The organism is Thalassospira lucentensis (genome assembly GCF_050516545.1).
Taxonomy (GTDB): domain Bacteria; phylum Pseudomonadota; class Alphaproteobacteria; order Rhodospirillales; family Thalassospiraceae; genus Thalassospira; species Thalassospira lucentensis_C.
Map to the genome: position 1 here is coordinate 1,181,942 of NZ_CP191544.1, position 25,623 is coordinate 1,207,564.

Annotated in this window: 27 protein-coding genes, 2 tRNA genes and 1 riboswitch; of the genes, 22 read left to right on the plus strand and 7 right to left on the minus strand. The window is 51.9% G+C overall.

The genetic code is table 11. The features are described from left to right. The first annotated feature begins 23 nt into the window (after positions 1–23). Complete coding sequence (locus ACQ0MK_RS05460; protein WP_430475158.1) at positions 24–731, plus strand: hypothetical protein; 708 nt, start codon at positions 24–26, stop codon at positions 729–731. Positions 732–883: 152 nt separating this feature from the next. Here the strand turns inward: ACQ0MK_RS05460 and ACQ0MK_RS05465 are convergent, their stop codons facing one another. The 3 genes from ACQ0MK_RS05465 to ACQ0MK_RS05475 all read right to left on the minus strand — a co-directional run bounded on the left by ACQ0MK_RS05465 (position 884) and on the right by ACQ0MK_RS05475 (position 3,522). Further along, a complete protein-coding gene (locus tag ACQ0MK_RS05465; protein WP_430475159.1) occupies positions 884–1,849 on the minus strand; it encodes an ABC transporter substrate-binding protein in 966 nt (321 codons plus the stop codon). Positions 1,850–1,930: 81 nt separating this feature from the next. Next, positions 1,931–2,743, minus strand: a complete 813-nt coding sequence (locus tag ACQ0MK_RS05470; RefSeq protein WP_430475160.1) for an ABC transporter permease — start codon at positions 2,741–2,743, stop codon at positions 1,931–1,933. Then, positions 2,740–3,522, minus strand: a complete 783-nt coding sequence (locus ACQ0MK_RS05475) for an ABC transporter ATP-binding protein (protein ID WP_430475161.1) — start codon at positions 3,520–3,522, stop codon at positions 2,740–2,742. The genes ACQ0MK_RS05470 and ACQ0MK_RS05475 overlap by 4 nt, the downstream gene beginning before the upstream one ends. Further along, positions 3,513–3,624, minus strand: a riboswitch (TPP riboswitch). (Overlaps the previous gene by 10 nt.) Before the next feature lie 205 nt (positions 3,625–3,829). On the opposite strand from ACQ0MK_RS05475, the gene ACQ0MK_RS05480 reads away from it, so the two are divergent. Then, on the plus strand, positions 3,830–4,459 hold the full coding sequence (locus ACQ0MK_RS05480; RefSeq protein ID WP_430475162.1) for a GNAT family N-acetyltransferase: 630 nt from the start codon (positions 3,830–3,832) through the stop codon (positions 4,457–4,459). Here the strand turns inward: ACQ0MK_RS05480 and ACQ0MK_RS05485 are convergent. After that, positions 4,456–5,538: an alpha/beta hydrolase family protein gene (locus tag ACQ0MK_RS05485; protein WP_430475163.1), complete on the minus strand. Its 1,083-nt coding sequence runs from the start codon at positions 5,536–5,538 to the stop codon at positions 4,456–4,458. The genes ACQ0MK_RS05480 and ACQ0MK_RS05485 overlap by 4 nt on opposite strands. A gap of 264 nt (positions 5,539–5,802) precedes the next feature. Between ACQ0MK_RS05485 and ACQ0MK_RS05490 the strand changes: the two genes are divergently transcribed. The 6 genes from ACQ0MK_RS05490 (at position 5,803) to ACQ0MK_RS05515 (ending at position 8,703) form a co-directional block, all read left to right on the plus strand. Next, positions 5,803–6,939: an acetoin utilization protein AcuC gene (locus tag ACQ0MK_RS05490; protein ID WP_430475164.1), complete on the plus strand. Its 1,137-nt coding sequence runs from the start codon at positions 5,803–5,805 to the stop codon at positions 6,937–6,939. Beyond that, entirely contained in the window at positions 6,936–7,382 is a 447-nt protein-coding gene (locus ACQ0MK_RS05495) for a DUF192 domain-containing protein (protein WP_350043685.1), read from the plus strand. The genes ACQ0MK_RS05490 and ACQ0MK_RS05495 overlap by 4 nt, the downstream gene beginning before the upstream one ends. A 158-nt stretch (positions 7,383–7,540) precedes the next feature. Further along, positions 7,541–7,617 (plus strand) — tRNA-Pro (locus ACQ0MK_RS05500). Positions 7,618–7,763: 146 nt separating this feature from the next. Further along, a complete protein-coding gene (locus ACQ0MK_RS05505; RefSeq protein WP_350043686.1) occupies positions 7,764–8,057 on the plus strand; it encodes an ETC complex I subunit in 294 nt (97 codons plus the stop codon). A 143-nt stretch (positions 8,058–8,200) separates the two neighbouring features. Then, positions 8,201–8,277: transfer RNA gene (locus ACQ0MK_RS05510), tRNA-Arg, on the plus strand. 99 nt (positions 8,278–8,376) lie between these two features. After that, a complete protein-coding gene (locus ACQ0MK_RS05515; RefSeq protein WP_430475165.1) occupies positions 8,377–8,703 on the plus strand; it encodes a hypothetical protein in 327 nt (108 codons plus the stop codon). Positions 8,704–8,930: 227 nt separating this feature from the next. Here the strand turns inward: ACQ0MK_RS05515 and ACQ0MK_RS05520 are convergent, their stop codons facing one another. Beyond that, positions 8,931–9,764, minus strand: a complete 834-nt coding sequence (locus ACQ0MK_RS05520; RefSeq protein WP_430475166.1) for an amidohydrolase family protein — start codon at positions 9,762–9,764, stop codon at positions 8,931–8,933. Positions 9,765–9,993: 229 nt separating this feature from the next. Between ACQ0MK_RS05520 and ACQ0MK_RS05525 the strand changes: the two genes are divergently transcribed. The 12 genes from ACQ0MK_RS05525 to ACQ0MK_RS05580 all read left to right on the plus strand — a co-directional run bounded on the left by ACQ0MK_RS05525 (position 9,994) and on the right by ACQ0MK_RS05580 (position 20,363). After that, positions 9,994–11,322: an ABC transporter substrate-binding protein gene (locus tag ACQ0MK_RS05525; RefSeq protein WP_430475167.1), complete on the plus strand. Its 1,329-nt coding sequence runs from the start codon at positions 9,994–9,996 to the stop codon at positions 11,320–11,322. A gap of 110 nt (positions 11,323–11,432) precedes the next feature. Next, positions 11,433–12,329, plus strand: coding sequence for a carbohydrate ABC transporter permease (locus tag ACQ0MK_RS05530; protein ID WP_430475168.1), 897 nt, complete (start codon positions 11,433–11,435; stop codon positions 12,327–12,329). A gap of 3 nt (positions 12,330–12,332) precedes the next feature. Continuing rightward, complete coding sequence (locus ACQ0MK_RS05535) at positions 12,333–13,199, plus strand: carbohydrate ABC transporter permease (RefSeq protein ID WP_430475169.1); 867 nt, start codon at positions 12,333–12,335, stop codon at positions 13,197–13,199. 4 nt (positions 13,200–13,203) lie between these two features. Beyond that, the gene (locus tag ACQ0MK_RS05540) at positions 13,204–14,292 is read left to right on the plus strand and encodes an ABC transporter ATP-binding protein (RefSeq protein WP_430475170.1); all 1,089 of its coding nucleotides are present in this window, start codon (positions 13,204–13,206) and stop codon (positions 14,290–14,292) included. A 9-nt stretch (positions 14,293–14,301) separates the two neighbouring features. After that, complete coding sequence (locus tag ACQ0MK_RS05545; protein ID WP_430475171.1) at positions 14,302–15,420, plus strand: mandelate racemase/muconate lactonizing enzyme family protein; 1,119 nt, start codon at positions 14,302–14,304, stop codon at positions 15,418–15,420. Further along, positions 15,417–15,746: an L-rhamnose mutarotase gene (locus ACQ0MK_RS05550; protein ID WP_430475172.1), complete on the plus strand. Its 330-nt coding sequence runs from the start codon at positions 15,417–15,419 to the stop codon at positions 15,744–15,746. The genes ACQ0MK_RS05545 and ACQ0MK_RS05550 overlap by 4 nt, the downstream gene beginning before the upstream one ends. Next, positions 15,739–16,794 (plus strand): Gfo/Idh/MocA family protein, encoded by a 1,056-nt coding sequence (locus tag ACQ0MK_RS05555; RefSeq protein ID WP_430475173.1) that lies wholly within the window; start codon positions 15,739–15,741, stop codon positions 16,792–16,794. Before ACQ0MK_RS05550 ends, ACQ0MK_RS05555 begins: the two co-directional genes overlap by 8 nt. Further along, on the plus strand, positions 16,787–17,233 hold the full coding sequence (locus ACQ0MK_RS05560; RefSeq protein ID WP_430475174.1) for a MaoC family dehydratase: 447 nt from the start codon (positions 16,787–16,789) through the stop codon (positions 17,231–17,233). The genes ACQ0MK_RS05555 and ACQ0MK_RS05560 overlap by 8 nt, the downstream gene beginning before the upstream one ends. After that, positions 17,230–17,547, plus strand: a complete 318-nt coding sequence (locus ACQ0MK_RS05565; RefSeq protein WP_430475175.1) for a UxaA family hydrolase — start codon at positions 17,230–17,232, stop codon at positions 17,545–17,547. The genes ACQ0MK_RS05560 and ACQ0MK_RS05565 overlap by 4 nt, the downstream gene beginning before the upstream one ends. Continuing rightward, complete coding sequence (locus ACQ0MK_RS05570; protein ID WP_430475176.1) at positions 17,544–18,746, plus strand: UxaA family hydrolase; 1,203 nt, start codon at positions 17,544–17,546, stop codon at positions 18,744–18,746. The genes ACQ0MK_RS05565 and ACQ0MK_RS05570 overlap by 4 nt, the downstream gene beginning before the upstream one ends. Positions 18,747–18,755: 9 nt before the next feature. After that, the gene (locus ACQ0MK_RS05575) at positions 18,756–19,493 is read left to right on the plus strand and encodes an SDR family oxidoreductase (protein WP_430475177.1); all 738 of its coding nucleotides are present in this window, start codon (positions 18,756–18,758) and stop codon (positions 19,491–19,493) included. A 30-nt stretch (positions 19,494–19,523) separates the two neighbouring features. Further along, a complete protein-coding gene (locus ACQ0MK_RS05580; RefSeq protein ID WP_430475178.1) occupies positions 19,524–20,363 on the plus strand; it encodes a fumarylacetoacetate hydrolase family protein in 840 nt (279 codons plus the stop codon). Between the two features lie 122 nt (positions 20,364–20,485). Here the strand turns inward: ACQ0MK_RS05580 and ACQ0MK_RS05585 are convergent, their stop codons facing one another. Both ACQ0MK_RS05585 and ACQ0MK_RS05590 read right to left on the minus strand, forming a co-directional pair. Then, positions 20,486–21,619: a CaiB/BaiF CoA transferase family protein gene (locus ACQ0MK_RS05585; RefSeq protein WP_430475179.1), complete on the minus strand. Its 1,134-nt coding sequence runs from the start codon at positions 21,617–21,619 to the stop codon at positions 20,486–20,488. After that, the gene (locus ACQ0MK_RS05590; protein WP_430475180.1) at positions 21,612–22,754 is read right to left on the minus strand and encodes an extracellular solute-binding protein; all 1,143 of its coding nucleotides are present in this window, start codon (positions 22,752–22,754) and stop codon (positions 21,612–21,614) included. Before ACQ0MK_RS05590 ends, ACQ0MK_RS05585 begins: the two co-directional genes overlap by 8 nt. 178 nt (positions 22,755–22,932) lie before the next feature. On the opposite strand from ACQ0MK_RS05590, the gene ACQ0MK_RS05595 reads away from it, so the two are divergent. Next, positions 22,933–23,715 carry an IclR family transcriptional regulator gene (locus tag ACQ0MK_RS05595; protein WP_430475181.1) on the plus strand — a complete coding sequence of 261 codons (783 nt, stop codon included), beginning with the start codon at positions 22,933–22,935 and terminating at the stop codon, positions 23,713–23,715. 757 nt (positions 23,716–24,472) lie between these two features. Then, positions 24,473–25,417, plus strand: a complete 945-nt coding sequence (locus ACQ0MK_RS05600) for a glutathione S-transferase family protein (RefSeq protein WP_430475182.1) — start codon at positions 24,473–24,475, stop codon at positions 25,415–25,417. Positions 25,418–25,623: the final 206 nt, after the last annotated feature.

Sequence of the window (25,623 nt, forward strand, 5' to 3'; positions counted from 1 at the left end):
AACTGTTTTGTAGAGGGGAATACATGTTCAAAGACTGGGAATACGCAGTGTTCTGGATCTCGTTGCTGGTCGCGCTTGTATGCCTGTTTGCAGGTGTATACGCGTCAACGGGGTTAGTCGGCACCACAATGGGGGTTGGTTTTGCAAATTTCGTCAATGGGTTTGAGTGGGAAACAGTAACCGCAGGGCTCTTCGGTCTAACCGCAGGTTTGGCAGTGTTTTCGTCCGCAAAAACGCAAATTAGGCACAGCATACGGCAAAGAGTGGATAGCGATCTTGCTGTTGCCTTTGAGGTCGATCATTATTTGTTCGGCCTCAAAGCTGTCGCATCAAACAATCTGAGTGTTTTGGAGTTGTTAGGAGAAAGCAAGGTTGAGGCCGTTAATGGAATAAACGTGTGGTCGATCATTTCTGGCAACGGACCGACGATGCGGGAAGCAGCAAACAGAGCGCAAAGTGATCTAGAGCACTATGACAAAGGATATGTTGAGGAAAAACTGCAGCTAAAGAGAGAAATTCCCTATGACTGCTGGCTGGCTTTGAGCAATATTGCTGATGCATTTAAAAGAATAACTATCCGGCTGAATAATGACCGATCAGGTGATTTCGATGCTCACCGCCACGAGCATGCAGTGTCTAATCTGACTACAATTGTAAATTCATGCGAGGAATTCAGTCAGGCCCTTAAATGGGAGCGGACTAGGCAAATCAAAATTTTAACTGAGCCGTGAGTTGGTCGAATTTTTTCTTGTTAGTAAACAAGAAAAAGGCCGGAACGCATTACACGTTCCGGCCTTCGGGGCCGGTCTGTATCCATGGGGATACAGACCAATACTTTCGCATCCACCGGGACAGGGGGTGCGAAAGCAGGGGGAACTTTGGGTTAGTCGATGACCGTGGCATAAGTTTCCAGGGCCGGGCTTTCTTCGATCAACCCTTGTTTGACCATGTAATCGGCAAAGCGTTCATAGCGTTTCTTATCAAGGGCAGCCGGGCGCAGGGCAAAGCGCGGCAGGGTATCTGCCCATGCCTTGATGTTTAGTTCGTCATCAAGGTTTGGGTAAGCCGCGATAAAGGATTTCCAGCTGTCATCAGGATGGTTGATCAGATACTGAACGCCTTCTTCAAGGGCTTCCATCATGCGGGCAAAGCGCGGGTCATCTGTTTTGTCATTGCGCACTGTCAGGATCAGTTCGTCATAAGGCGGCACACCTTCTTCTTCGACGAAGAATGCCTTGCCCGGTTTGCCTTCGATTTCCATCTGGTTCAGTTCAAAATTGCGATAGCCGCCAATGATGGCATCGACCTGACCGGAATAAAGTGATGGCGAGAGCGAGAAGTTCACATTGATCAGCTCTACCTCGTCAATCGACACCCCGTGATTGGCCAGCATGGTACCCAAAAGCGCATCTTCAAAACCGGCCAGTGAATAGCCGATTTTCTTGCCCTTAAGATCGGCAATTTCCTTGATCGGGCCGTCTTGAAGAACAATCAGGCTGTTAAGCGGAGTCGCCACCAATGTTCCGATCCGGGTCAAGGGCAGGCCTTGGGCGGCTTGAACATGAAGCTGTGGCTGATAATTCACCGCAACATCACCCTGACCGGCGGCAACAAGGCGCGGTGGGGCGGACGGATCAGATGGTTCGATCAATTCAACATCCAGATCATGCTTGGCAAAGAAGCCCTTTTCCTTAGCGACAATCAATGGCGCATGGTCGGGGTTCACAAACCAGTCCAGAAGAATGACCAGCTTGTCCGCGGCAAAGGCCGGGGTTGCCGTACCGATAAGGCTTGCCGTCATTGCGGCACCGAGGGTTGCTGCTTTGATCATGGATTTCAGGGGTAACATCAATGAAGCTCCGTATGACTGCGTTACTTTGGTATTTGTATGAGGATTTATTTCGCTGCCAGATTGGCAGGACGATTGTGTTTATCGAACAGGTTTCAAGCTGTCGGGTTGCCAAGGAAGTGCCGCACGCAACACACGATCGACAATGAAATATTGCGTGATCGAAAACGCACACAGGATCAAAAGACAGGCAAAAACCATATCAATCTGAACCCGGGCATTGGCGTGCAGCATCAAATATCCAAGCCCGTGACTTGACCCGACCCATTCGCCAATCACAGCCCCGATCGGGGCAACGGCGGTAGCAACGCGAAAACCCGATGCAAAGGCAGGCAAGGCGGCGGGAAGACGAATGTGGGTTAAAAGCCGCCAGCGACTTGCCCCCATGGTCCGTGCGAGATCAATCCAGCCCGGTTCCGTCCGGGCCAAGCCATCAAAAAAGGCGACGGTGACGGGAAAGAATATGATCAGGGCGGCCATGGCGATTTTGGATGCCAACCCAAAGCCAAGCCAAAGTACTAAAAGCGGTGCTAGGGCAAAGAACGGAATGGCCTGGGATACCAGCAAGATCGGCATTAACCAGAACCGAACCGGCGTAAACAGCGCCATGGGAATGGCGGCCAAGGTGCCTAGGGCCGCCCCGGCAAACAGGCCAATCACGGTTTCGGCAATGGTATATTGCGCATGATCAAACAGAACCGCATGGCGTTTGATCAAGGTGACCCAAACATCCGCCGGGGTTGGCAGCATGTATTTTGGCGCCCCCGTAAGGGTAACGATCAACTGCCAAGTTGCAATCAACGCAAAGATAATGATGAACGGTCGGGCAAGCTTAAGCCAGCGCCGTTCGGAAAGCGGTTTTGATTTTGTATGAGGATTTAAAAGCGGGCTCATATCGCGGCCTCCGCCATGTCCGCACCCAGTTGACGCAGCAATTCTGCCTGCTGTGCCAATATCGCCGGGTCGGCGATGTTGCGCGGGCTTTGGCCCGTTGGGGTTACCGCATTTCGCAAGTTTGCCGGGGTGCCCGATAACACATGGACATGATCGCCAAGACGAAGGGCTTCTAACGGGTCATGGGTGACCAGCAAGACCGTTTTACCACGCAAGACCTTGGCGGCAAGTTCCTGGAGACGCAGACGATTGATCGGATCAAGGGCCGAAAACGGTTCATCCATCAGGACAATCGGGCGGTCTTCCATCAGGGTTCGGGCAAGGGCTGCGCGTTGTTTCATGCCGCCAGAAAGTTTGGCCGGGCGCAGATGTGCAGCATCGGTTAAGCCGACATCGGCAATGAGCCGTTCAGACCGTTCATGATCCGGGCGTTCGCCGCGGAGGACCGCACCAAGTTCAACATTTTCACGCATACTGCGCCATGGCAGCAATAAGTCCTGCTGGGCCATATAGGCGACCCGCCCGGCCAAGGGAAAGCCATCTGAACAGGTGATGTTACCGCTAACATCGCCTTGTTCCAGCCCTGCGAGATATCGCAAAAGCGTGCTTTTTCCAACGCCACTGGGGCCCAGCAAGCAGGTAAAACTTCCCGCTTGTAAGGTCAGGTCAAGGTCATGGAAAATATCAGCACCGCCAAATGCCACACGGGCACCGCGCAGGTGAATATCGAACTGGGTGGGATTGGATGCCGAACGGGTCGGTTGTTTGGTGTTAGTCATACGATCCTTCCTACGCCGGTCTTAACCGGTTCAGGTTCAAAGGGTCGTTTGGCAACACCAAACCTCTCAGCCGATTTACGATCGGCCCCCCCGGAGATGACGGGACTATGCGCAGACATTTTGCCTGCGTCAAGTTTTGTAACAATTGATCACACTTTTCAGATCGCAAGATGTTGGCTTTGATTTTTGTGTATTGCCATGTGTTGCGGCGTGATGAAATTGCCTCGGTGAGCTACATCACTTGTAGTCTATTCTTTTTTAAGGCCTATTTTGATTGGTCACTCATTCTCAACATCCGGCCCAAATCATGACAGAGCAAAATTTTCAAATTCTGCCGGGTTTAAGCGATTCCCATCGGGATGCGGCCTGTCTCCTGTTTTGGGAGGCCTTCCGCCAAAAGCTTGCCCCGGTTATGAACCCACGCGACAAGGTATTGGCTTTTTTAGCACGCGTGATGAAATCCGATCATGCCATCAGCGCAGTTTCCAGTGATGGAAGGTTGCTCGGCATTGCCGGTTTTAAAACGGCGGACGGTGCTTTTGTAGGTGGTGGATTGTCCGATCTATTTTCGGTCTATGGTTTTTGGGGCGGGCTGTGGCGCGGTGTCGTGCTAGAGGTTTTGGAACGCGACCTAGAAGACAATACCTTGCTGATGGATGGCATTTTTGTTGATCCGGATGCGCGCGGGCAGGGGATTGGAACTGCCCTTCTGGATGCTGTTGCGTGTAGGGCTTTGGAGCATGGACTGGCCAAAGTCCGATTGGATGTGATTAACACCAATACACGCGCCAGAGAATTGTATGAACGCAACGGATTTCATGCTGTGGATACGCAACATATCGGCCTGTTCAAACATGTATTCGGATTTCAATCGTTCGCGACGATGCACCTTGATTTGCGCTCCGAGAATCCTCGGGCAGGCAAGGCAGGGTCTTAGCGATTTGTGGTGGTTTGCAGGATCCAGTTTGCCAAAACTTCAATTGCATCGGGCGCATAGGCGTATCGGCCCATGATGGTAAATAACAACTGGCGGGTGACGGGCATTTCAGATGCACGCTGATAGTTAAACAAACCACTTCGCAAGAGGCCGTGCGTGGCATCGGGGATCAGGGTGACTTGTGTTTGTTGATGACGGGTATTGAGGTTTTCTCGGTAAACCTCGGAATCTTTTCGGGCATCAACATTGAGGTCATCTTCGCCAAAAAGAGCGAGAAATGGTTGGTCGATCTTTTGCAAACCGGACTGTGCGTCCGAGGTGATATTACGCTTCACAAAGCCAAAGCGCGCGGCACTCATTACGGGGATGTTTTCATGTTGGATGGCCGCCAGATAGTCTTCATACAGCGCGTCGGGCGCGAATGTTTTAGCGTCGCGTGATTGATCTTTGGTGATGGTACGGACGATCTCATCTTCTGGGATGCCGTCGCGTTGCATGCGTTTGCGTGTGTAATAGGCTCCCTGATCCTGCCAATTGATCGCGCCACCGATCATTACGCCAAAAGCAACATCATCATGGTCGCCCAGAACTTTTGGAACAACCCACCCGGCTTGAGAGAACCCGATGAAACCGGTCTTGTCACGTAAGGCTGGGTATTGATCCGTGACTTTCGCATATGCTGCCAAGGCTTCGGAAGCCCGATCTGACATTGATTGATCAAGCCAGTTCCCCGAACTTTGCTCTATCCCTGGTTTGTCCCAGCTATAGATGCCAATCCCGCGATCAAGCAGAGTATTGATCAGCGGCAGATATGTATCATTTGAAAATCGATTTTGTGGACCATCACCGTGCACAATCAGGGCAACTGGGCCGTCATGACTTTCATCGGGAAGAACAAGACTGCCGAAAAGTCTATCCTGATCATGGACAAAGCCGAGTTCTGTGACATGGCGATCAGATAAATCGAAATCGTTCAGTCCATTCAAGGCAAAACCAACTGGAAAGGCGATGCCGATGGCAAGGACGATCAGCATCACAATGCGTTTGCGACGTTGGTCGGGGCTGTGTTGTTGGCGCACGTTTGGAGCTTTCCGGTTTCGGCATGAGGGCGTGAATTGACAGTCAAAGAGTGCGGCAAGTCACAAGTCTGGTCAATCCGCTGCGTCCTGTCGCTATGTGATGAGACACCGTTTGATCTTGTCGTAATCACATGCTCGTCACGTGGCGTTGGCTTTTGATCTTTGCTGCGACAACGTGTCATTCAAATCAGAACTTGAAAGCCCTGGATGAAACGGTCAATTCTTTGAGCCGTTTTATCCACCACATTCCGTCTGGCGTTTATAGTGACACTTCCTGATTGCCGTGCTCCAGCCATAAACCCGCGCATGATCGCGGCCGAGATTTATCGTGGGTCCAGTTATGGCCCGAAACATCCGCTTGCGATCCCGCGTGTGTCGCTGGTGGTCGATATGGTCCATGCGATGGGGTGGGTGGATGAAGAAACCTATCTGACCGGGCCGGTGGCAACGCCCGATCAATTGGCCCGTTTCCATGATCCTGATTATATCAATGCCGTCATACAGGCCGAGCGCGATCAGATTTTACCCGAAGAGATGATGGTCAAATTCGGGTTGGGCAAAAACGGCAATCCGATTTACCCGGAAATTTTCCGGCGACCGGCGACCGCTGCCGGATCGTCGATCAAGGCCGCACAGCTTATCGCCGATGGCGGGATTATTCATCATCCTGCCGGCGGGACACATCACGGGTTGCGCAACCGGGCATCCGGGTTCTGTTATTTTAATGATCCGGTTCTGGGGATCTATGCGTTGCTCGATTCGGGGCTGGATCGCGTGCTTTATGTCGATATTGACGCCCATCACGGCGACGGGGTTCAAATTGCTTTTGCCGATGATGACCGGGTTCTGACGTTTTCGATGCACCAGGAAGACCTGTGGCCCAAGACCGGCGCAATTGATGACATTGCGGGCGGTATGGCGCGGAACCTGCCGATCCCTGCCGGGATGCATGATGATGAGATGTGCTATGTCCTGAATGAATATTTGATTAATCTTGCATTAACTTTTGAGCCGCAAGCTATTGTTTTACAATGTGGTTGTGATACACTTTTGGAAGATCCACTGTCAAAACAGCTTTTGGGCAACCAATCAATCTGGGAAGTCGTGGGGACGATGAGCCAGTTGGCGCCAAGATGTCTGGTTTTGGGTGGCGGAGGATATAGTCCATTTGGGGTGGCACGCTGTTGGTCCGGGGTGTGGGCGACCATTAACGGGATCGAAATACCCCCTGTGTTACCTATCACAGCGGAAAATATCCTGCGTGTCATAAGATGGACGCATAGCCGTGGAAGAAAACCCGCAGACACGTTGTTTACGACATTGGCGGATCCATGGCGCGGTGGCGCAATCCGGAACGAGGTTCGGGAACGCGTCAAAAGACTAAAGGGGTATGGGGTATGAAGTCGTTCTTTCAGATGGCTTTGGTTGTTTGCTTTATCAGCGCAGCAGTTGTTGCGGGGCTGAACGCGAAGGCAACCGGGTTTGAACGATCGCGCATTCTGGTCGATGGCGAAGTATATAATGTCGAACTGGCCATCTCGCCCGAAGAACGGTCGCGCGGATTGATGTTCCGCACTGAAATGGCCAATGATGCCGGAATGCTGTTTGATTTCGGCGGGCCACGCGATATTTCAATGTGGATGAAGAACACCTTTATCTCGCTTGATATGCTGTTCATCGATTCCAACGGCATGATTATTGGCATTGAAAAACGCACCGTCCCGCAATCAGAAGCCATCATCGCATCGCCCAAGCCTGTTCGCTTTGTTTTGGAGCTAAATGGTGGTGCGTCGGACAAAATGGGCTTTGAAGTCGGTGAAAAGGTAGAAGGCCTGCCGCGTTAGGCGCGATATCAGGCCGCCTTTGGGGCGCAAAAGATCAATCAGGAATAGCAAGGCCGCAGAGGATATCTGCGGCCTTTGGTTTTTCTGCAATTTTTTCTGCAAAAAGGCACAATACAGGCTTGCCCAGTCGAGAGTGTGGTGCTAAACCCTCCCTCGTTCGGGGAGTAGCGCAGCCTGGTAGCGTACCTGCTTTGGGAGCAGGGGGTCGCGAGTTCGAATCTCGCCTTCCCGACCATCTTCCCCTTTTGTTGTTCGACCGGTTATCCAACGGGATTTCCAATTCACGACAAAAGGTGTAAAAGATGATTTGATTGCAGGGGGTAAAGAAACCCAATTCACTGCCATCACCATCTTATCCCGACGATCAAGGCGAGGGTCCCGATGAAGGTCCGTGTTTATAAACCTGCCAAGAACGCCATGCAGTCCGGTCAGGCTGCGACCAAGCACTGGGTTATGGAATTTGAACCGGGTGCGAAAAAAGTCGCAGATCAGCTGATGGGATGGATCGGGTCTACCGATACCCGTGGTCAGGTACGCATGTATTTCGAAACCCTCGAAGAAGCACAGGCCTTTGCTGCGAAGCATAAGCTGATTGCGGATATCGAAATGCCCAAGCCACGTAAAATCCAGATCAAAGCATATGCTGATAACTTCGCGTTTAAACGCGTCGTCTGATCTGTTGATTGCCTGATGGCTTGACCTACCACCGGGGCGGATTTCCGCCCCGTTTCGTCTGACAGGGGACGTTAAACTCTGACTTCATATCGGGCAGGCGTCCAATGCCATGCCCCGGGGTACAGCAAACCACCCCACCCAGCGGTCCCTTAGCTCAACTGGATAGAGCAACAGACTTCTAATCTGTAGGTTGCAGGTTCGAGTCCTGCAGGGATCGCCATTTTTCTTTAATAAAAACAATAAGTTGTTGTGTGGGCGCTGATTTTCGAAGCCAGAGTTAGTAACTTGTCCGCCTTGATCGGCGCAGTTGATTTTGTCAATGGCCATTCTCGCGTTTCAGTGCTGGCGTGTATATTTCTGGACCATCGACGCTGTTTCGTCAGCAACGATGTATGCAATCTCTTCTCATGAAAGGCCGAGTTCTTTAAGGCGCGTTGCCGCTGCGTATCGAGTAAAGTCTTCGGGTAAACCTGCTGCGCGCTATACGACGGCGGATGACGTTGAAGATCTAAAAGATTTGGTTGAAGCACAGCGCGAAAAGCTTGGAGGTGCGGCGGCCTCTATCAAGAGAAATATGGTCTTTCACATCATGACATTGAGCATCTCGGCAACCCGATTTTTCAAGTCGTCAGTGAAGCGATGCTGAACTGGATGTTCAATTACCATACCGACTTGTTGATCTGGTCAGGTCAAGGAAGATGTACCCCTCCGGGAGCACAGCGAAATTGTGAAGTGCATTGAAGAGCATGCCTCCGAACGGACCGCCCGGGAAATGCTATCACAGTCGAAACGCTCGAATGACCTTTATCGTCATCGGGAAGGAGGAACAGCATCACATCAGTTCGCAAGACGTGTGTACCGAGGTATCTCAGGTCACTGCAAAGACCATATCCGTTTGGCATTCTCAGACGCAAAAGCTGCCTTTTCTGTTTCTGAAACGTTTGCGATCAGGGCCTGTGTTGCGGCCATCCATTGATCAAGCGAAGAATTCAAAGTGCAGACCGGGCTGTCCGATCCCCAGACGACACGTTTCCAGCCGAAGTTTTCGATAATGTGTTCGACATAGGGACGAAGAGTGTCAAGCGTCCAATCCGGTTTTGCATAGGCCGAAATACCGGAAATCTTGGCATTCACGTTTTGGCGTTTGGCGAGGTCGGTTATGGATTTTGACCAATCGGCAAATCCATCCCTGGCAATGTCCGGTACCCCGCAATGATCAAGTACAAAGACAGTATCAGGGCAGGCATCGACCAGAGCAGTGGCAATGTCGAGCTGCCTTTGCAGCACACAGATGTCAAAGGGTAGGCCTTTTTTCCCGATTTTACGGACATTTTCGCGAAACCGGTCCGTCTGCGAGACGTCATCGGGCACAACGTGCAGAACGCGCCGGATGCCTTTGACGATTGAAAGGTCAAGCGTATCGAGAAAAGCGTCGAAATTCTCGTCTTCGGGGCGTGCTGATGAAATGGCGCCGCGCATCAGACTGTCGGGGTGCGACATCAGTTCGGAAACCCACGTGTTTTCCGTTGCAATATATTCCGGTGCGCAATCGACTTCCATATGCAGCACGCCCGTAATGCCGATGCGTCGGGCAGAAACTTCGTAATCTTCATAGGACCAGTCGCGATTCAGTGCCGGAACGTCCTTGAGCCACGGGTACGGGATACGTTTGCGTGCGACCAGATGGAGATGAGTGTCGATGAACATGGGCTTCCTCCTTTTACGTTATCACGCCTGATTAGGTGGCTGACGACGGCGGTGCAATTGGAATTGCATACCTGTTTTCGCGTTGCGATTGATTTCTTTTGGAGTTCACCTTGACTCATCGATCAAGTCAAGTTTAAATATAAAAGATGATTCCGGATATAAAAGCTTATCGAAATGGCACCGGAAATAGCAATCGGCCGAAAGTGGCCTTTCATTCAGGGAGGATAGAATGAAAACGTTGTTGAGCGGTGCATCTTGTGCCGTACTTGTCGCAGCCCTTGCTTCGACAACAGTCCTTGCCTTGCCAGATGCAGTGAAGGCAGGTGAATTTGACGGTGTCACCATTGAGGCCAAGCTTATTGGTGGTCAGCAGTATGAGGCGCTTTATGCCCGTATTCCGGAATGGGAAGAGGCAACCGGGGCAAGCGTTGAAGTCATTTCGAAAAAGAATCACTTCGAACTTGATAAGGAATTCAAGTCTGACATTGCTGCAGGGACAACCGACTGGTGTGTCGGATCGAACCATTCATCCTTTGCGTCACAGTATCCGTCGCTTTACACGGACCTGACAGGGCTGATCGGTCAGGATGTTGTTGATGAGTTTGTTCAGGCCAATATCAAGGCTGCGACTTTTGATGGCAGACTTGTCATGTTGCCGCGTGCACAGTTTGACGTTTCTGCATTGTATTATCAGAAAGATCTTTATGACGACCCTGAGAACGCCAAGGCGTTTGAAGCAGAATATGGCTATGCGCTTGCCGTGCCGGAAACCTGGGAACAGGTAAAAGATCAGTCGGTGTTCTTTGCTGATCCGCCGAACTTCTATGGCACCCAATATGCGGGCAAGGATGAAGCCATCGTCGGTCGTTTTTACGAGATGGTCGTCGCTGAAGGCGGTGCGCTGTTTAACGATAATTTCTCCCCGGCGTTCAATTCCGATGCCGGCAAACGAGCGCTTCAGTGGTTTGTAGATCTTTATCAGGCCGATGCTGTGCCGGCCGGGACGACCAACTATCTTTGGGATGATCTTGGCAACGGGTTTGCGTCCGGTACGATTGCACTTAATCTGGATTGGCCGGGTTGGGCCGGGTTCTTTAACGACCCGTCGTCATCAAAAGTTGCGGGTAATGTCGGTGTCGCACCGGCACCAAAAGGGTCCGCAGGTGTCCGTACCGGTTGGTCCGGTTTTCACGGCTTTTCTGTGACAGAGGACTGCGAAAACAAAGAAGCCGCAGCATCCCTGGTCGATTTCCTGACCAATGAAGACAGCCAAAAGCTTGAAAGTTCTGCCGGGCCGCTGCCATCGCGCACCGCGGTTTGGGATCATGTCTCTGAGCAGGCGAAAGGTGATGCGTATCGCAGCGAGGTGCTTGCCGCCTTCAAGGAAACGGCAGCAACAGCCTTTGCCGTGCCGCCGACACCCTATTGGATTGAGTCGACCAACCTGATCTATCCGGAACTGCAGGCTGCAATTCTTGGTGACAAGACTGTTGATGAAGCTCTGAGCGACGCGGCAGAAGCAGTTGACGAACTGATGCAGGAAGAAGGCGTTTATTAAAACGCCTCTTCATCGCAAACGGATGGTGCAAACAGGGATTTGCGCCATCCGATCCATCCAATCAGAACGCACTGCATGGGGTCCTCCATGCCGATCCACGGGACATTCTGATGAAGCGTTTGAAGCTGCCGCCATGGCTGGTTCTGTTGATGCCTGCCATTATCATCCTATCGGCCGTCGTGCTGATTCCGCTGTTATTGTCACTGTATTCCAGTTTCACATCCTACAGATTGACCCGGCCTGACAGCCTGTTTAACTGGGTCGGATTGTTTAACTATGAAAAAGCTGTAACCGATGTGAAGTTCTGGGCCGCATTCGGACGGACGGTTCTGTTGCTTGCCGTGGCCCTTAATCTGGAAATGCTGTTTGGTCTTGGTCTGGCAGTGATGATTTCAAAGGTGACACGCGGGCAACGTGCATTGCGCACGATGATGATGTTCCCGATGATGTTTTCACCAATCCTTGTCGGTTTCCAGTTCAAGTTCATCTTTAACGACAATGTCGGTCTGGTGAACAATGCGTTGCAGTCACTGGGCATTACCGATACCGCCATTCCGTGGCTGGTGGACGGGAACCTTGCAATGTTTTCAATTATCTTTGCAGAGGTTTGGACGTCCACATCCGTTTTCGGGATTCTTATCCTGGCTGGTCTGTATGCGATCCCGCGTGACCCGCTGGAGGCTGCAAAGGTCGATGGATGCACACCGTTCCAATCCTTTCGGTTCGTCACCCTGCCGTTCCTGATGCCGTTTATCTACATCGCGATGGCTATTCGTTCGCTGGATGTCGCACGTGCATATGACATCGTGCAGATCATGACCAACGGTGGTCCGGCGCGACGGACGGAACTTCTTTGGACGTTGATCGGACGAACCGGCTATGTCGATGCACGCATGGGGTATGCCAATGCGATGGGTTATATCTCCATCTTTCTGGCGATTTTCTTCACCATCTATTTTTTCAAGAAACTGACCGCAGCTCGCAAAGAGCTTGGGATGGGGGTGTAAGCCATGGCAACCAATACCAGTCATCAAACGCGCCGTGTTGCCCTTAAATGGATGCATTCCGTTGGTCTGTTTCTGGCCATGATGGTGCTATGTGTTCCCGGTCTGTGGGTCGTTTTGAACTCATTCCGCCCGACTGTGGAAATCATGGCAAAGCCACCGGTCTGGATTCCCAATGATCTTAATCTTGATCATTATCGTGCTATGTTTGGCGGGATTGGCGAGGGCAGTGTTCCTGTGCTGACCTATTTCACCAACTCGTTGATCATTTCGGTGACATCAACCGTGATTGCCATCTTGATCGGTATGGCAGGTGGTTATGCATTTGCCCGCTACAAGTTCAAGTTCAAGGGGGGCATTTTCGTTGGCCTGATGGTTACGCGTGCCGTGCCGGGGGTGGCGCTTTCGCTGCCATTGTTCATTCTGTTTGCCCGGATTGGCATCATTGATACCCATATCGGTATGATCCTGGTCTATGTCGCCATGAACGTGCCATTTACGGTATGGCTGATTGACGGGTTCTTTCGCCAGGTTCCGCCGGAACTGGCAGAAGCAGCCGAGATTGATGGCTGTACCCGTTGGCAGGCGTTCTGGCGCGTGGAGTTCCCGGTTGCCCGTTCAGGGGTTGCATCAGCAGGTATCTTTGCCTTTCTGACGTCGTGGAACGAATACGCGCTGGCATCCCAGCTGACCCGTTCGACGACCTCCAAAACCATGCCTGTCGGGCTTCTCGATTTCACGTCTGAATTCACCCTGAATTGGGGGGGCATGTGTGCTCTTGCGGTTTTGATGATTATTCCCGCGCTCATCCTCACATTCCTCGTGCAGAAACATCTCATTGCCGGACTGACGTTCGGTGGTGTGAAAGGATAATAAAATGGCTCAAGTCCACCTTCGCGATGTCGTCAAGAAATATGGCGTGCTTGAAGTTGTCCATTCCATCAATCTGGATATCGCCGATGGCGAATTCGTGGTGCTGGTCGGCCCATCTGGCTGTGGTAAATCGACCACTCTCAGGATGATTGCCGGACTGGAAGCAATTTCGGGCGGAGACGTCCGGATTGGGGATGCAGTTGTCAACGATTTGCCCCCGCGAGAGCGGAACATTTCGATGGTTTTCCAGAACTATGCGCTTTATCCGCACATGTCCGTGCGTGAGAATCTTGGGTTTTCTCTCAAGATTTCCAAGCGTTCGCAGGACGAAATCGACAAGGCAGTTGATGAGGCGGCCGAAATTTTGTCTCTGACGCCGCTTTTGGATCGCAAACCTGGCGCACTGTCAGGTGGTCAGCGTCAACGCGTGGCGATGGGGCGCGCGATTGTGCGTCATCCGGAAGTCTTCCTGTTTGATGAACCACTTTCAAACCTTGATGCCAAATTGCGCACCCAGATGCGCGTCGAGATCAAGAAACTGCATCAAAAACTGAAATCGACCATCGTGTATGTCACGCATGATCAGGTCGAGGCCATGACCCTTGCCGACCGGATCGTGATCATGCGTGATGGCCATATCGAACAGGTTGGCACTCCGCTGGACGTGTTCGAAAACCCGGTAAATACCTTTGTCGGGACCTTCATAGGCTCGCCGCCGATGAACCTGCTTGATGGCACCGTCAAGAACGGAAATATTCAGTTTACCGATGGTTCAACCATCAAAGCCCCACCAGGCTATGATCTGTCTGATGGACAAGCAGTTACCTTCGGCGTGCGTGCAGACAACATCATGCCGGTCGGTCATGCCCTTCCTCGTGGAGAGCACATTTCCGAGGTCGAACTGGAGATCAATCTGACAGAGCCGCTTGGCACGGAAACCCTTTTATTTGCAACCCTTGCCGGGGCTGAAGTGCAGGCCAAGATGCTAAACCCGCGTCCTGTGCAGGCTGGTGAACGTCTTACATTCCAAGTTATGTTGGATCGGTGTCATCTGTTCGATGCCGAAACCGGCGTGGCCCTTAATAAGGTATAGGAGGTCACAATGGCACGGATTACATCCGCAAAGGCATTTATGGTGGATCTTGAGCCCAAGGTGGTTCGCACTGATGCAATCCAGTCGTTCAAATCACAGGAAACGATATTTGTCGTGATCCGCGATGCCGATGGCGCAGAAGGGCAGGGATACAGCTACACCATCGGCGACGGTGGTGCTGCAATCCTGTCGCTTTTGCATGGCACATTATTGCCACGCCTGATGGGACAGGACGCAGACAGGATCGAAGCGATCTGGCGTGATTTACTGTTTTGTTCTCATGCAACAGCGGTCGGCCCGATTATGTCCTTGGCACTGGCTGCAATTGATACAGCCCTTTGGGATATGCGCGGGCGCAAAGCCGGTCTTCCGCTTCATGTTCTTGCCGGTGGGGCAAAGCAATCGGTCCGGATGTATACCACCGAAGGTGGCTGGTTGCATTTGCTGCCCGAAGCGCTGGTCGATGACGCGAAAGATGCCAAATCCAAGGGCTTTGCCGGATCGAAAATCAAGATCGGAACCCCGACCATTGCCGGGGATGCCAAACGTCTTGAAGCGGTTCGAACCGCATTGGGTGATGATTACGAGATCATGACCGATGCCAACCAATCCATGACCGGGGCAGAAGCGGCCCGTCGCGTCCCGATGCTTGAACGATTAAATATCGGTTGGTTCGAAGAACCATTGCCATCCGATGACATCGCAGGACACACCCGTTTGCAGGCACGCTCGACCGTGCCGATCGCTGTTGGTGAAAGCCTTTATAGCCCCGGCCAGTTTGCCGATTACATCGCAGCCGATGCCTGTTCGGTTGTGCAGGCCGATGTTGCCCGCGTTGGTGGAATTACACCATGGCTTAAGGTCGCGCACATGGCAGAGGCCCACAACATCGCAATCTGCCCGCATTTCCTGATGGAACTGCATGTAAGTCTTGTCTGTGCAGTGCCCAACGCACCCTGGCTTGAATATATCCCGCAACTTGAAGATATTGCCGCGCCGATGGCACGGGACGGCGGCAATGCAATCGCTCCGACCGAGCCGGGTCTGGGGATTGACTGGGACCAGGACAAACTTGCAGCACTTAGCGTTGAAGGAAGCGCATTCGAAATTACGGAGGCCAATCAATGACACGCCACGGACAAGTGATTGGAATTGGTGCAGACGCCATTGCCGAATACAAACGCCTTCATACAGATGTTTGGCTTGGCGTTCTTGCAAAGATTTCCGAATGCAATATCCGCAATTATTCGATCTTTCTCAAAGAGCCTGAGAACGTGCTGTTTGCTTATTTCGAATATGTCGGGACCGACTTTGAAGCCGACATGAAGAAAATGGCAGCGGACCCGGAGACGCAACGATGGTGGACGTTCTGCGAGCCGCTTCAGCGTCCGCTTGACAGTCGGTTGGAAGGCGAATGGTGGGCGGAAATGGAAGAGGTTTTCCATCATGACTGATTTTCGCCAGACCATTGAAATGCCGACAACGAAAACGCCGGTGGTGGTTTTTGGGGCCGGGTCGATTGTGACAGATGCCCATCTTCCGGCATATCGTGATTTGAATGTGCCTGTTGCCGGGATTTTTGACCCCGATCTTAACAAAGCACAAAAGGTTGCCTCCGACTGGGGAACGTCAGTCTTTGATACGCTAGAGCAAGCTGCCAGTCAGAAGGACGTTGTTTTTGATCTTGCGGTCCCGCCTGCGGCAATTGTGGAACTGCTTGAAGCATTGCCCGAGGGTGCAATTGTCGTGATTCAGAAACCTCTTGGTTCTGATCTGGATGAAGCAAGCCGAATTATCTCGGTCCTGCGTCGCAAGAACATCAAGGCCGCAGTCAATTTCCAACTTCGCTTTGCCCCGATGTCACTTGCACTGAAAGATGCGATTGCTAAGGGGCTATTGGGCGATGTCGTGGATTTTGACGCCTGGTTGGCGCTTGATACGCCCTGGCATCTTTGGGCGTTCCTTGCCGATTTGCCACGGGTCGAAATTCTTTTGCATTCAATCCATTATCTGGATTTCGTCCGTGATTTACTGGGAAATCCGAACGGTGTTCATGCGCGTAGCATCGGGCATCCATCATCGACGGTTTCCAATACACGCAGTTCAATTATGCTCGATTATGGCCAAAGCGTGCGCTGCAATCTTTCCATCAATCACAACCATGGATTTGGCCGCAAATTTCAGGCCTGTGAATTCCGGATTTGTGGCACCAAAGGCGCTGCTTACATGAAGCTTGGTGTCAATCTTGATTACCCCAAAGGTGAGCCGGACGAACTGTGGCTTAATACCGATGGAGAGTGGCGTCAGATTGATCTGGTAGGTAACTGGTTTATCGAAGCATTCCACGGGCGTTTTGCCCAGGTGCAGCGTTTCGCCGCCGGTCTTGATGACGCGCTTGACGGTTCTGCCGAAGACGCATGGCACACCATGGCACTGGTAGAGGCTTCTTATGAAAGCTCTGCCCGTCCCATGCATCCAATAAAGGAGGCGCCTGATGCTTGAGCAAATCAGATATTACGAAGATTACGATATTGGCGAAGGGCGCGATACAGTCGGACGTACGATCACCGAAACGGATTTTGTCGTTCACGCCGGTCATTCCGGGGATTTCTTTCCCCATCATCTTGATAAAGAGTTCTGCAAGACCTTACCATTCGGGCAGCGCATAGCTCATGGCACGATGGTCTTTACCATCGGTGTTGGTCTTACTGCGACCATGATCAATCCGGTGGCGTTTTCATATGGGTATGATCGTATGCGGTTCGTCAAACCGGTCTTTATCGGTGATACGATCAAGTCACGGGTTGAAATTATCGGCAAGGAAGTGATGGAAAAACGTCCGGGTTATGGACGTGTTAGCGAACGATTGATCGTGACAAACCAGCAGGATGAAACCGTGCTGGTCGCCGATCATATTTACATGGTGGAGATGAAGCCATGAACGGACCTTTTTTGCAGTTGAACCCAAAGGACAATGTTCTGGTCGCGCGACGCCTTGCCGAAGCCGGCGTTGATGTGAAACTGCCAGATGGCCTCACAATCACGCTTAGCCAGCCCATTCCCTTGGCCCACAAAATTGCCAGCCGGGATATTGCAAGTGGGGAACGCATCCTGAAATACGGTATGCCAATTGGTATTGCGACCGAAGATATCCCCGCAGGGGTGCATGTCCATGTACATAACATCCGGTCTGCCTATACCGCGACCTATGCGCTGCAGGATGCCAATGGCCAAAGCACGGAGGTGTCGAAATGACTGAAAAATTCCAGGGCTACTTGCGTGCAGATGGCCGCAAGGGCATCCGCAATACCATTGTTGTCGCTTATCTGGTGGAATGTGCCCATTTCGTCGCAACAAAAATTGCCGCTGATTTTGATGAATCAGATGTTCAGGTGATCGGTTTTCCGGGATGCTTCCCAAATGAATATGCCGCCCAGATGATGGAGCGCTTGTGCACCCATCCGAATGTCGGGGCTGTCCTGTTTGTTTCCCTTGGTTGCGAAAGCTTTGACAAGGTCCGGGTAGCAACGGCGGTATCTGAGTCCGGACGCCCGGTCGATACATTGGTCATTCAACGATCGGGTGGAACCACCAAGACGGTCGGGGCCGGACGTGCATGGGTGCGAAAGACACTGGATGAGATTGCCAAGGTGGAACGTGCCCCGATGGGGGTAGAAGACCTTGTGATTGGCACGATCTGCGGTGGATCAGACGGGACATCTGGCATTTCGGGCAATCCGGCAGCGGGCAAGGCCTTTGATATTTTGATCGGTGAAGGTGCGGCCTGCATCTTTGAAGAAACCGGCGAAATGATCAGTTGTGAGGATATCATGGCCGAACGTGCCATAACCCCGGAACTGGGTGAAGAACTGCGCGCTGCCGTGCAAAAGGCCGAACGATATTACGATACACTTGGCTTTGGGTCGTTTGCTGCGGGAAATGCTGCAGGCGGGCTTTCCACGATTGAGGAAAAGAGCCTTGGGGCCTACGTCAAATCAGGGGACAACAAAATTTCAGGACTGATCAAGCCGGGAGATGTGCCACCTACGGGCGGATTGTATCTGATGGATGTTGTGCCCGATGGCGAAGTCCGGTTTGGTTTTCCTAATATTTCAGATAATGCTGAAATTGTTGAAATGATCGCAAGTGGGGCGCATGTGACGCTGTTTGTCACGGGTCGGGGATCGGTGGTTGGGTCCGCCATTTCGCCGGTGATCAAGATCTGCGCCAACCCGGACACGTATCGCGCACTTACTGACGACATGGATGTAAATGCGGGTGACATCATCGAAGGCAAACGTTCCATTGCCGAAGTCGGACAGGAAATCCGTGACCTTGTGGTGAATGTGGCAAAGGGGGCGGAAACCAAATCCGAATCCCTGGGACACCGTGAATTTATACTGACATACAAAACATTCGAGCCAATCGGGCCGTCATGCCTACCGGCTGTGTGAGGAGGAATTATGAAGCGACTAGAAGGAAAAACCTGTCTCGTAACAGCAGCAGGACAGGGGATCGGCCGGGCATCGGCAGAACGCATGGCTGCAGAAGGCGGACGTGTGATTGCAACCGATATCAACGATGCTTCTTTGGCGGAGCTCAATGCGATTGACGGTATTGAGGCCAGAAAACTTGATGTCACCAACAAGGCCGAAATTGAAGCGCTGGTTGCTGATATTGGCGGCGTTGATGTGTTGTTTAACTGTGCCGGGATTGTGCATAACGGAACCATTCTGGATGCCACTGAAGAAGAATGGGATTTCGCATTTGATCTGAACGTCAAATCGCAGTTCCGCATGATCCGTGCGGTTCTTCCGCACATGATTGAAAAGGGCAGTGGATCAATCATCAATATGTCCTCTGTTGCGGGACCTGTAACCGGCCCGGTCAATCGTTTGATTTATTCTGCGTCAAAGGCGGCGGTGGCGGGCATGACCCGTGCAGTTGCCAACGATCATGTAAAGCAAGGTATTCGATGCAACGCAATTGCACCGGGGACAGTCGATAGTCCCAGCCTGCATGACCGTTTGCGTGCGACCGGGGATTATGAAGGTGCGCTCAAAACGTTTATCGGGCGCCAACCGATGGGCCGGATTGGAAAACCAGAAGAAATCGCAGCTCTTGTGACGTATCTTGCCGCAGATGAAAGTGGCTTTACGACCGGAGTTGTCCACGTTGTTGACGGCGGCTGGACTGCCTGATCAGAATTTGAAGAAAGGATTGGAAGAACAATGAAACTTGCACGTTACGGTGAACGTGGCGCTGAGAAGCCCGCACTTGTTGATGACAATGGCAATCTGCGCGATCTTTCTGCGCATGTCGGGGATATTGCTGGCGATGTTCTGACCCGCCTTGACGATTTGAAATCGATTGATCCCGATACGCTGCCGTTGGTTGATGGGAAACCGCGCCTGGGCGCGTGTGTTGGACAGACCGGAAAGTTCATCTGTATTGGTCTGAACTATGCCGACCATGCGGCTGAATCCGGTATGGAAGTGCCGCCGGAGCCGGTTATTTTTGCCAAATATACCTCGGCAATCTGTGGTCCTAATGATCCGATTATCATTCCGCGTGGCTCGGAGAAAACCGATTGGGAAGTCGAGCTTGGTTTTGTTATTGGCAAGACAGCCAAATACGTTTCCGAAGAAAATGCACTTGATCATGTTGCGGGATTCTGCCTGGTCAATGACGTTTCCGAACGCGCCTATCAGATCGAACGTGCAGGCCAATGGTCCAAGGGAAAATCATCCGACAACTTCGGTCCGACCGGTCCGTGGCTTGTGACCCCTGATGAGGTTGGTGATTTCGACAATCTTGGTATGTGGCTGGATGTGAATGGTGAACGTGTTCAGGATGGTTCAACCGCAACCATGGTGTATCGCGTGCCACATCTGGTTTCGTATCTGTCGCAGTTCTTTACCTTACATCCGGGCGATATCATTTCAACCGGCACGCCCCCAGGTGTTGGCCTTGGTTTCAATCCCCCGCGTTACCTTAAAGAAGGCGATGTGGTTGAACTTGGCATCGACAAATTGGGGACGCAGCGCCAAGTCTGCGTCAAAGACGACTAAGCTCCTTTACATAGTCAAAGCGTTTCCGTTTAGGTCGAAAACGGTTTGATCATAAAGGAAAGCGCGGTTCCGATCAGAACCGCGCTTTTTATGTTTATGCAGGATTCTGGAGCTTTTTGCTGTTACCAACCGGTTTCGAGAAAGTCATTGGCCTCGCCCAATTCCGGGGCCGCACGTGATGATGACGGCCGTGTTCCATCAATGCGCAGGGGCAGTTTAGTAGTCTTCATTTCAAGTTCCCCACGGCGAATATCCTGAACCATATCAAGTGTCTGCAATATGCCGCTATCGACCACACCATCCCAGTCCATCACAGGGGCGGCCCAAATGTCATTTTCAACAAACTTCGCCATCCAGTCATCAGATGTGTGGGTCTTAAGCATTGCGGCCAAGTCTGCCTTTATTTCATCGCGTTTGGCAAATGCATCCTTTTGGGCAACGTCTGGTGCAAGACCGGTTATTTGTGCCAACAAATCCAGTTTGCCCATGGCAATCGCAATGTGACCATCGGACGTTTCGTAAACGCCGTATGGTGCAGCAAGATAAGCGTGTGCTGGGTTGTTCTTTGATCTTTTCGGTGTACGTTTCCCGTCGTTGAACCATGTGGTTAAAAGTTCAAATTGCAGGTCAGCAAGAACCTCGATCAATGATGTTTCAACATAACCGCCTATTTGTTGGGTTGCGCGTCGATACAACAGGGCCAGGACCCCATGGGCAAGTGCTGACCCGGCCAAGATATCGGCAATGGGAAGCCCCATGGCGACAGGACCGTCATCTATGCTTCCAGACAACCACATAACGCCAGAGCGTGCTTGGGCCAAAAGATCCTGTCCAGGCAAGTCGACCCATGGCCCGTCGGACCCATATCCCGTGACCGTGCCGTATACAACATTCGGGTTGACCTTCTTCACGTCTTCATAGCCAAATCCAAGTCGATCCATGACGCCCGGTCGAAAGTTTTGCAAAATCACATCTGCCTCGGCGACCAATGTGCCAAGGCGCTGCTTGTCTGCATCAGATTTAAGATCGACGGCAATGGATCGTTTGTTGCGGTTGATGGCATGAAAGATTGTGCTTTCACCGCCAATCTTGGTATCGGTCAGATAAAGATAACGTGACAGATCACCCAGTCCGGTGCGTTCGACCTTCACCACATCTGCCCCCAAATCAGCCAGTTTGAGCGCGCAGTATGGACCCGCTAGGAATTGGGAAAAATCAAGAACCTTAAGTCCTGTAAGTGGCAATGTATCAGTCATGCGGGAAGCTTTCGTCAAAACGTTTCTGAAGGGCGGAAATCGCAGTTGTCGCAGTGGTTTTTCCCATGATGGCATCAAGCACGATCTGGGAGCCTTCCTCCTGAAAGCCCATGTAACCGGCATGACGAGGACGCAACCAAGCTGCTTCGTGGGTTTGTCGTGTATTGTGATAGGCATCATTAACCGGCGTGTTCACACTATCACTGCCCCACGCAATGGCGTTGCCCGGCTGCCCGTTATGTTCGGCGTAAAGACCTCTTTGAACTTCGGCCGATGCAGCCCACAGGGCAAATTCGACGCATATATCAGGGTGTTGCGTTTTGGCAGAGACCGCAAGACCCGTCCCGCCAAGTGCCGACCCCAAAGGACCGGATTTACCAAAGGCCGGCATGTCGTGGAAGGTAATGCGATGGGGGCGATAGCCATTGCGCGCATAAGGCGCATACAGATACACCAGCGGGCACGCCGCAAATTGACCCCCGTCAGACAGCGCATCAAGTGCTGCGATCGGATCCATTTCTGTGCAGGCGGGATCAACCAGTCCTGCAAGTGCTTCCATTCCCTGTAGAACTCTTTGGGTGGCAATCGGATCCAGTCGGTTTGCACGGGTGATCGGAAAGGGACTTCCAGAATTGGCCAGCAGAGAAAAGAATGACATCAAAACATGCGGGGGGCGCAGCGGCCAAACGACGCGTCCATCGCGCGCCTGTTTCATCACATCGCCAAAGGTGGCCGATGGTGTGCCCAAAAGGTCAGGGCGGATTGCCTGCACCTGACAGGCGGCATCAACCGGGACCGCCCACTGATGATCTTTGTAAAAATAGCTCTGGAAGCTTTTACCAACGGTTTCCGCAAAAAGTTGCTCAAGATAATCTTGGGGCGCATAGGCATCAAGTGGCAAAAGGCAGTTTTCCCGAACGATTGCGCCAACATGCGGGTGATCAATAATGATCAGATCATACTTGCTGGCAAGTTCTTCAACCGGCGTGGTTTCAAAACCCTGAAGGGACCGTTTGTCCCACGTGATATCAACATCCGGATGACGTTCACGAAATGCGCTGGTAGCTGCAATCAGCGGGTCGTAGCCGCGCGGGTCTGACCAAGTCATGCCCCTGAGTTGTTTTTGTGCGGTCATCGTTATGTTTCCTCCTGACCTCACTCTAATAGCGATGATTTATAAATGAAAGATAATTTTATATGTGATATTGGTGTGTCAAGTGATGGGTGTAGTTGTCAGGATAAGGTGCCCTGCATATACTGCCGAAGTTGATGCAAACTGCTTGAATAACCTCATAAGAGAGAACACGAACAATATGTCGAACGATCAGGAAGATCAGGAAAAATACCGCGCGCCTGCATTATCCAAAGGGCTTGATATTCTTGAGCTTCTTGCGTCGGAAACCGATGGTTTGTCGCAAATAGAGATTGCAAAACAATTGGGCCGGAACACGTCGGAAATCTTTCGCATGTTGATGGTGCTTTGCCAGCGTGGATATGTGGAGCAGCGTGTTGAAGATGACCGTTATTATTTGACCACAAAGATGTTCGAGATCGCCCACAAGCATCCGCCGATACGCCGGCTGACTTCTATCGCCGGAGACGCAATGCAGCGTCTTGCCAACGAGGTGAACCAGTCATTGCATCTTGCGATCATTCATTCGGGAAAGGTTCTGGTAATTGCGCAGGCTGATTGCCAGGACAACAACATCACGGCCGTGCGCCTTGGGGCACAGATCAACATTTATGAAACGGCATCGGGACGGGTGCTGGCTGCGTGGATGGATCAACAATCGCTCAGCACTCTGCTCGAGGAAGCTGGTGGTATCTCGGATGAAAAGCGAAAATTGTTCCTTGCCGATCTGCCAAAAGTGCGCGACGCCGGATATTGTGAGTCTCAATCGCTTACGATTGGCGGGGTGTTGAACCTGTCTGCCCCGGTCTTTGATTTTTCAGGCAAAGTTGTGGCTGCATTGACCGTGCCGTTTATTCAGCGTCTTTCGGGAACGTCAGTCGTATCGGCAGAACTGTGCCGCGAACGTTTGGTCGAAATGTCCGGTGATATTTCCCGCCGACTTGGGGCGGGCGCAATAAACTGAGTACCGGGGCTGCGAGAGGCAGGATGACTGTTACCGGTTTGTCGTTCGCAAAATCTCGGCCGTGGCTACGCCAAAACCATTATTGACATTTGCGGTCATACGGCCGGGGTGACTGCACGAGCAGAGCTTCCCTTTGACATATGGCTTGTACAGATATTCAGAGCACTAATTTAGACCAGCTACGACCCAACAAACTGGTAGTTTTGTTTCTAGATCGGGTTAGTCACTTAAAGGTTAAGTGATTGATTTATATAACCGTGAAGAAACGGTGAAAACTGACTGACGGTCGTTGATGTTAAAGGGAAAGGCACAGGCACAGGCACAGGCACAGGATTCTAATCTGTAGGTTGCAGGTTCGAGTCCTACAGGGATCGCCATTTTTCCTTTGTAAAAACAAAGATTTGCTGTGCCGACGCTGATCTCCTCAATCGCCATTCTCGCGTTCCTGCGCGGACGGGTATATTTCTGGACCATCGAAACTGTTTCGTGACCAACAATGACCGCTATCTCTTCCGATGAAAGGCCGAGCTTTTTGAGGTGCGTTGCGGCTGCGTGTCGACCCCGCCCGTCTTAAAGTTTCTTCTCTCTGGTCATCGATTTCTATCAAAACGTTTGGACAAGGCATGCAAAAGAGTTTTTCAATGCAGGGTGGCTCATTGTGGCAAGATATTGCGGATTGTGCCTTCGGGTTGAACAGGTGCCAAGCCAAATGCGACTTGCAGTATGTTCGAGTTAAATTTCCGAAAAGGAGTACAAATTGTCTGATCCAACGTTCGAGATTATCTTCCATGCCTACCCGCAATCCCCTGTTGCCGAAAAAGTCAGGGTCACCTTTGGCATTAAAGGACTTGAGTGGCGCAAGGTGGAAATTCCGCGCCTACCACCCAAACCAATGTTGACGGCACTGACCGGCGGTTATCGGCGTACGCCTGTGATGCAGATCGGTGCAGACATCTACTGTGACAGCCAATGTATCATCCGCGAACTTGAACGTCGGTTCCCATTGCCGACCATCATGCCCACGTCCGAACAGGGCTTGATGTGGTGCCTAAGCCGATGGACGGATGGGGCTTTGTTCGACCAAACTGTGCGGCACGTTCTGGGCGCGGCTGGCGATCAGCTGGACAAGGATTTTGCGGCAGATCGTGGGCGGCTATACCTCGGAGAGGACTGGGCGGCAGGGTTGAAACAGGCCAACGCCGATCTGCCTCATCTGGTATCACAAGTACGTGCGCCGCTGTCATGGCTGAACGCGCAAATGTCTGACGGGCGTGCATTCTTACTTGGTCCGCAGCCAGCAGCGATAGATGCACAGTTCTACCACGTGGTTTGGTTCTTGCGCGGCCGGTGGGCTGACGGACCATCGTTTCTGTCGGAGTTCAAAGACCTTGTCCGCTGGGAGGAGAATATCCGTGAAATCGGTCATGGTACCTTTAGCGAGATGGACCCGATGGATGCCATAGCGCGCGCAAAGGATCTGAAGCCAACGGCTAGGAGTGGAGTGGCACCTGATGACCCTCAGGGTCTCTCGGTCGGGCAGTCAGTAACGGTTCAACCTGATGTCAATGGCGGCGAGCAACCCGTCGCAGGGACGTTACGTTACGCCGATGCAGAGACAGTTGTAATAGAACGCTCCGCAGAAGATGTGGGAACTGTGTGTGTCCATTTCCCCCGATCCGGTTACCGAATCGATTTGCTGTGATAGGTTCCGCTACTCAAAATCAAGAAATGCCAAGACGTGAGCCAGCAAATGGAAAAGGCTGATCGATGATAGATATTTACACATGGACGAAGCCGAACGGTCGCAAGGTTTCGACCCAAGTCGCGCAAAATTCAGACCAAATCATATGCTGATAAATTCGCATTCAAACGCGTCATTTGATCTGTTGATGGCCTGACGGCATTGAC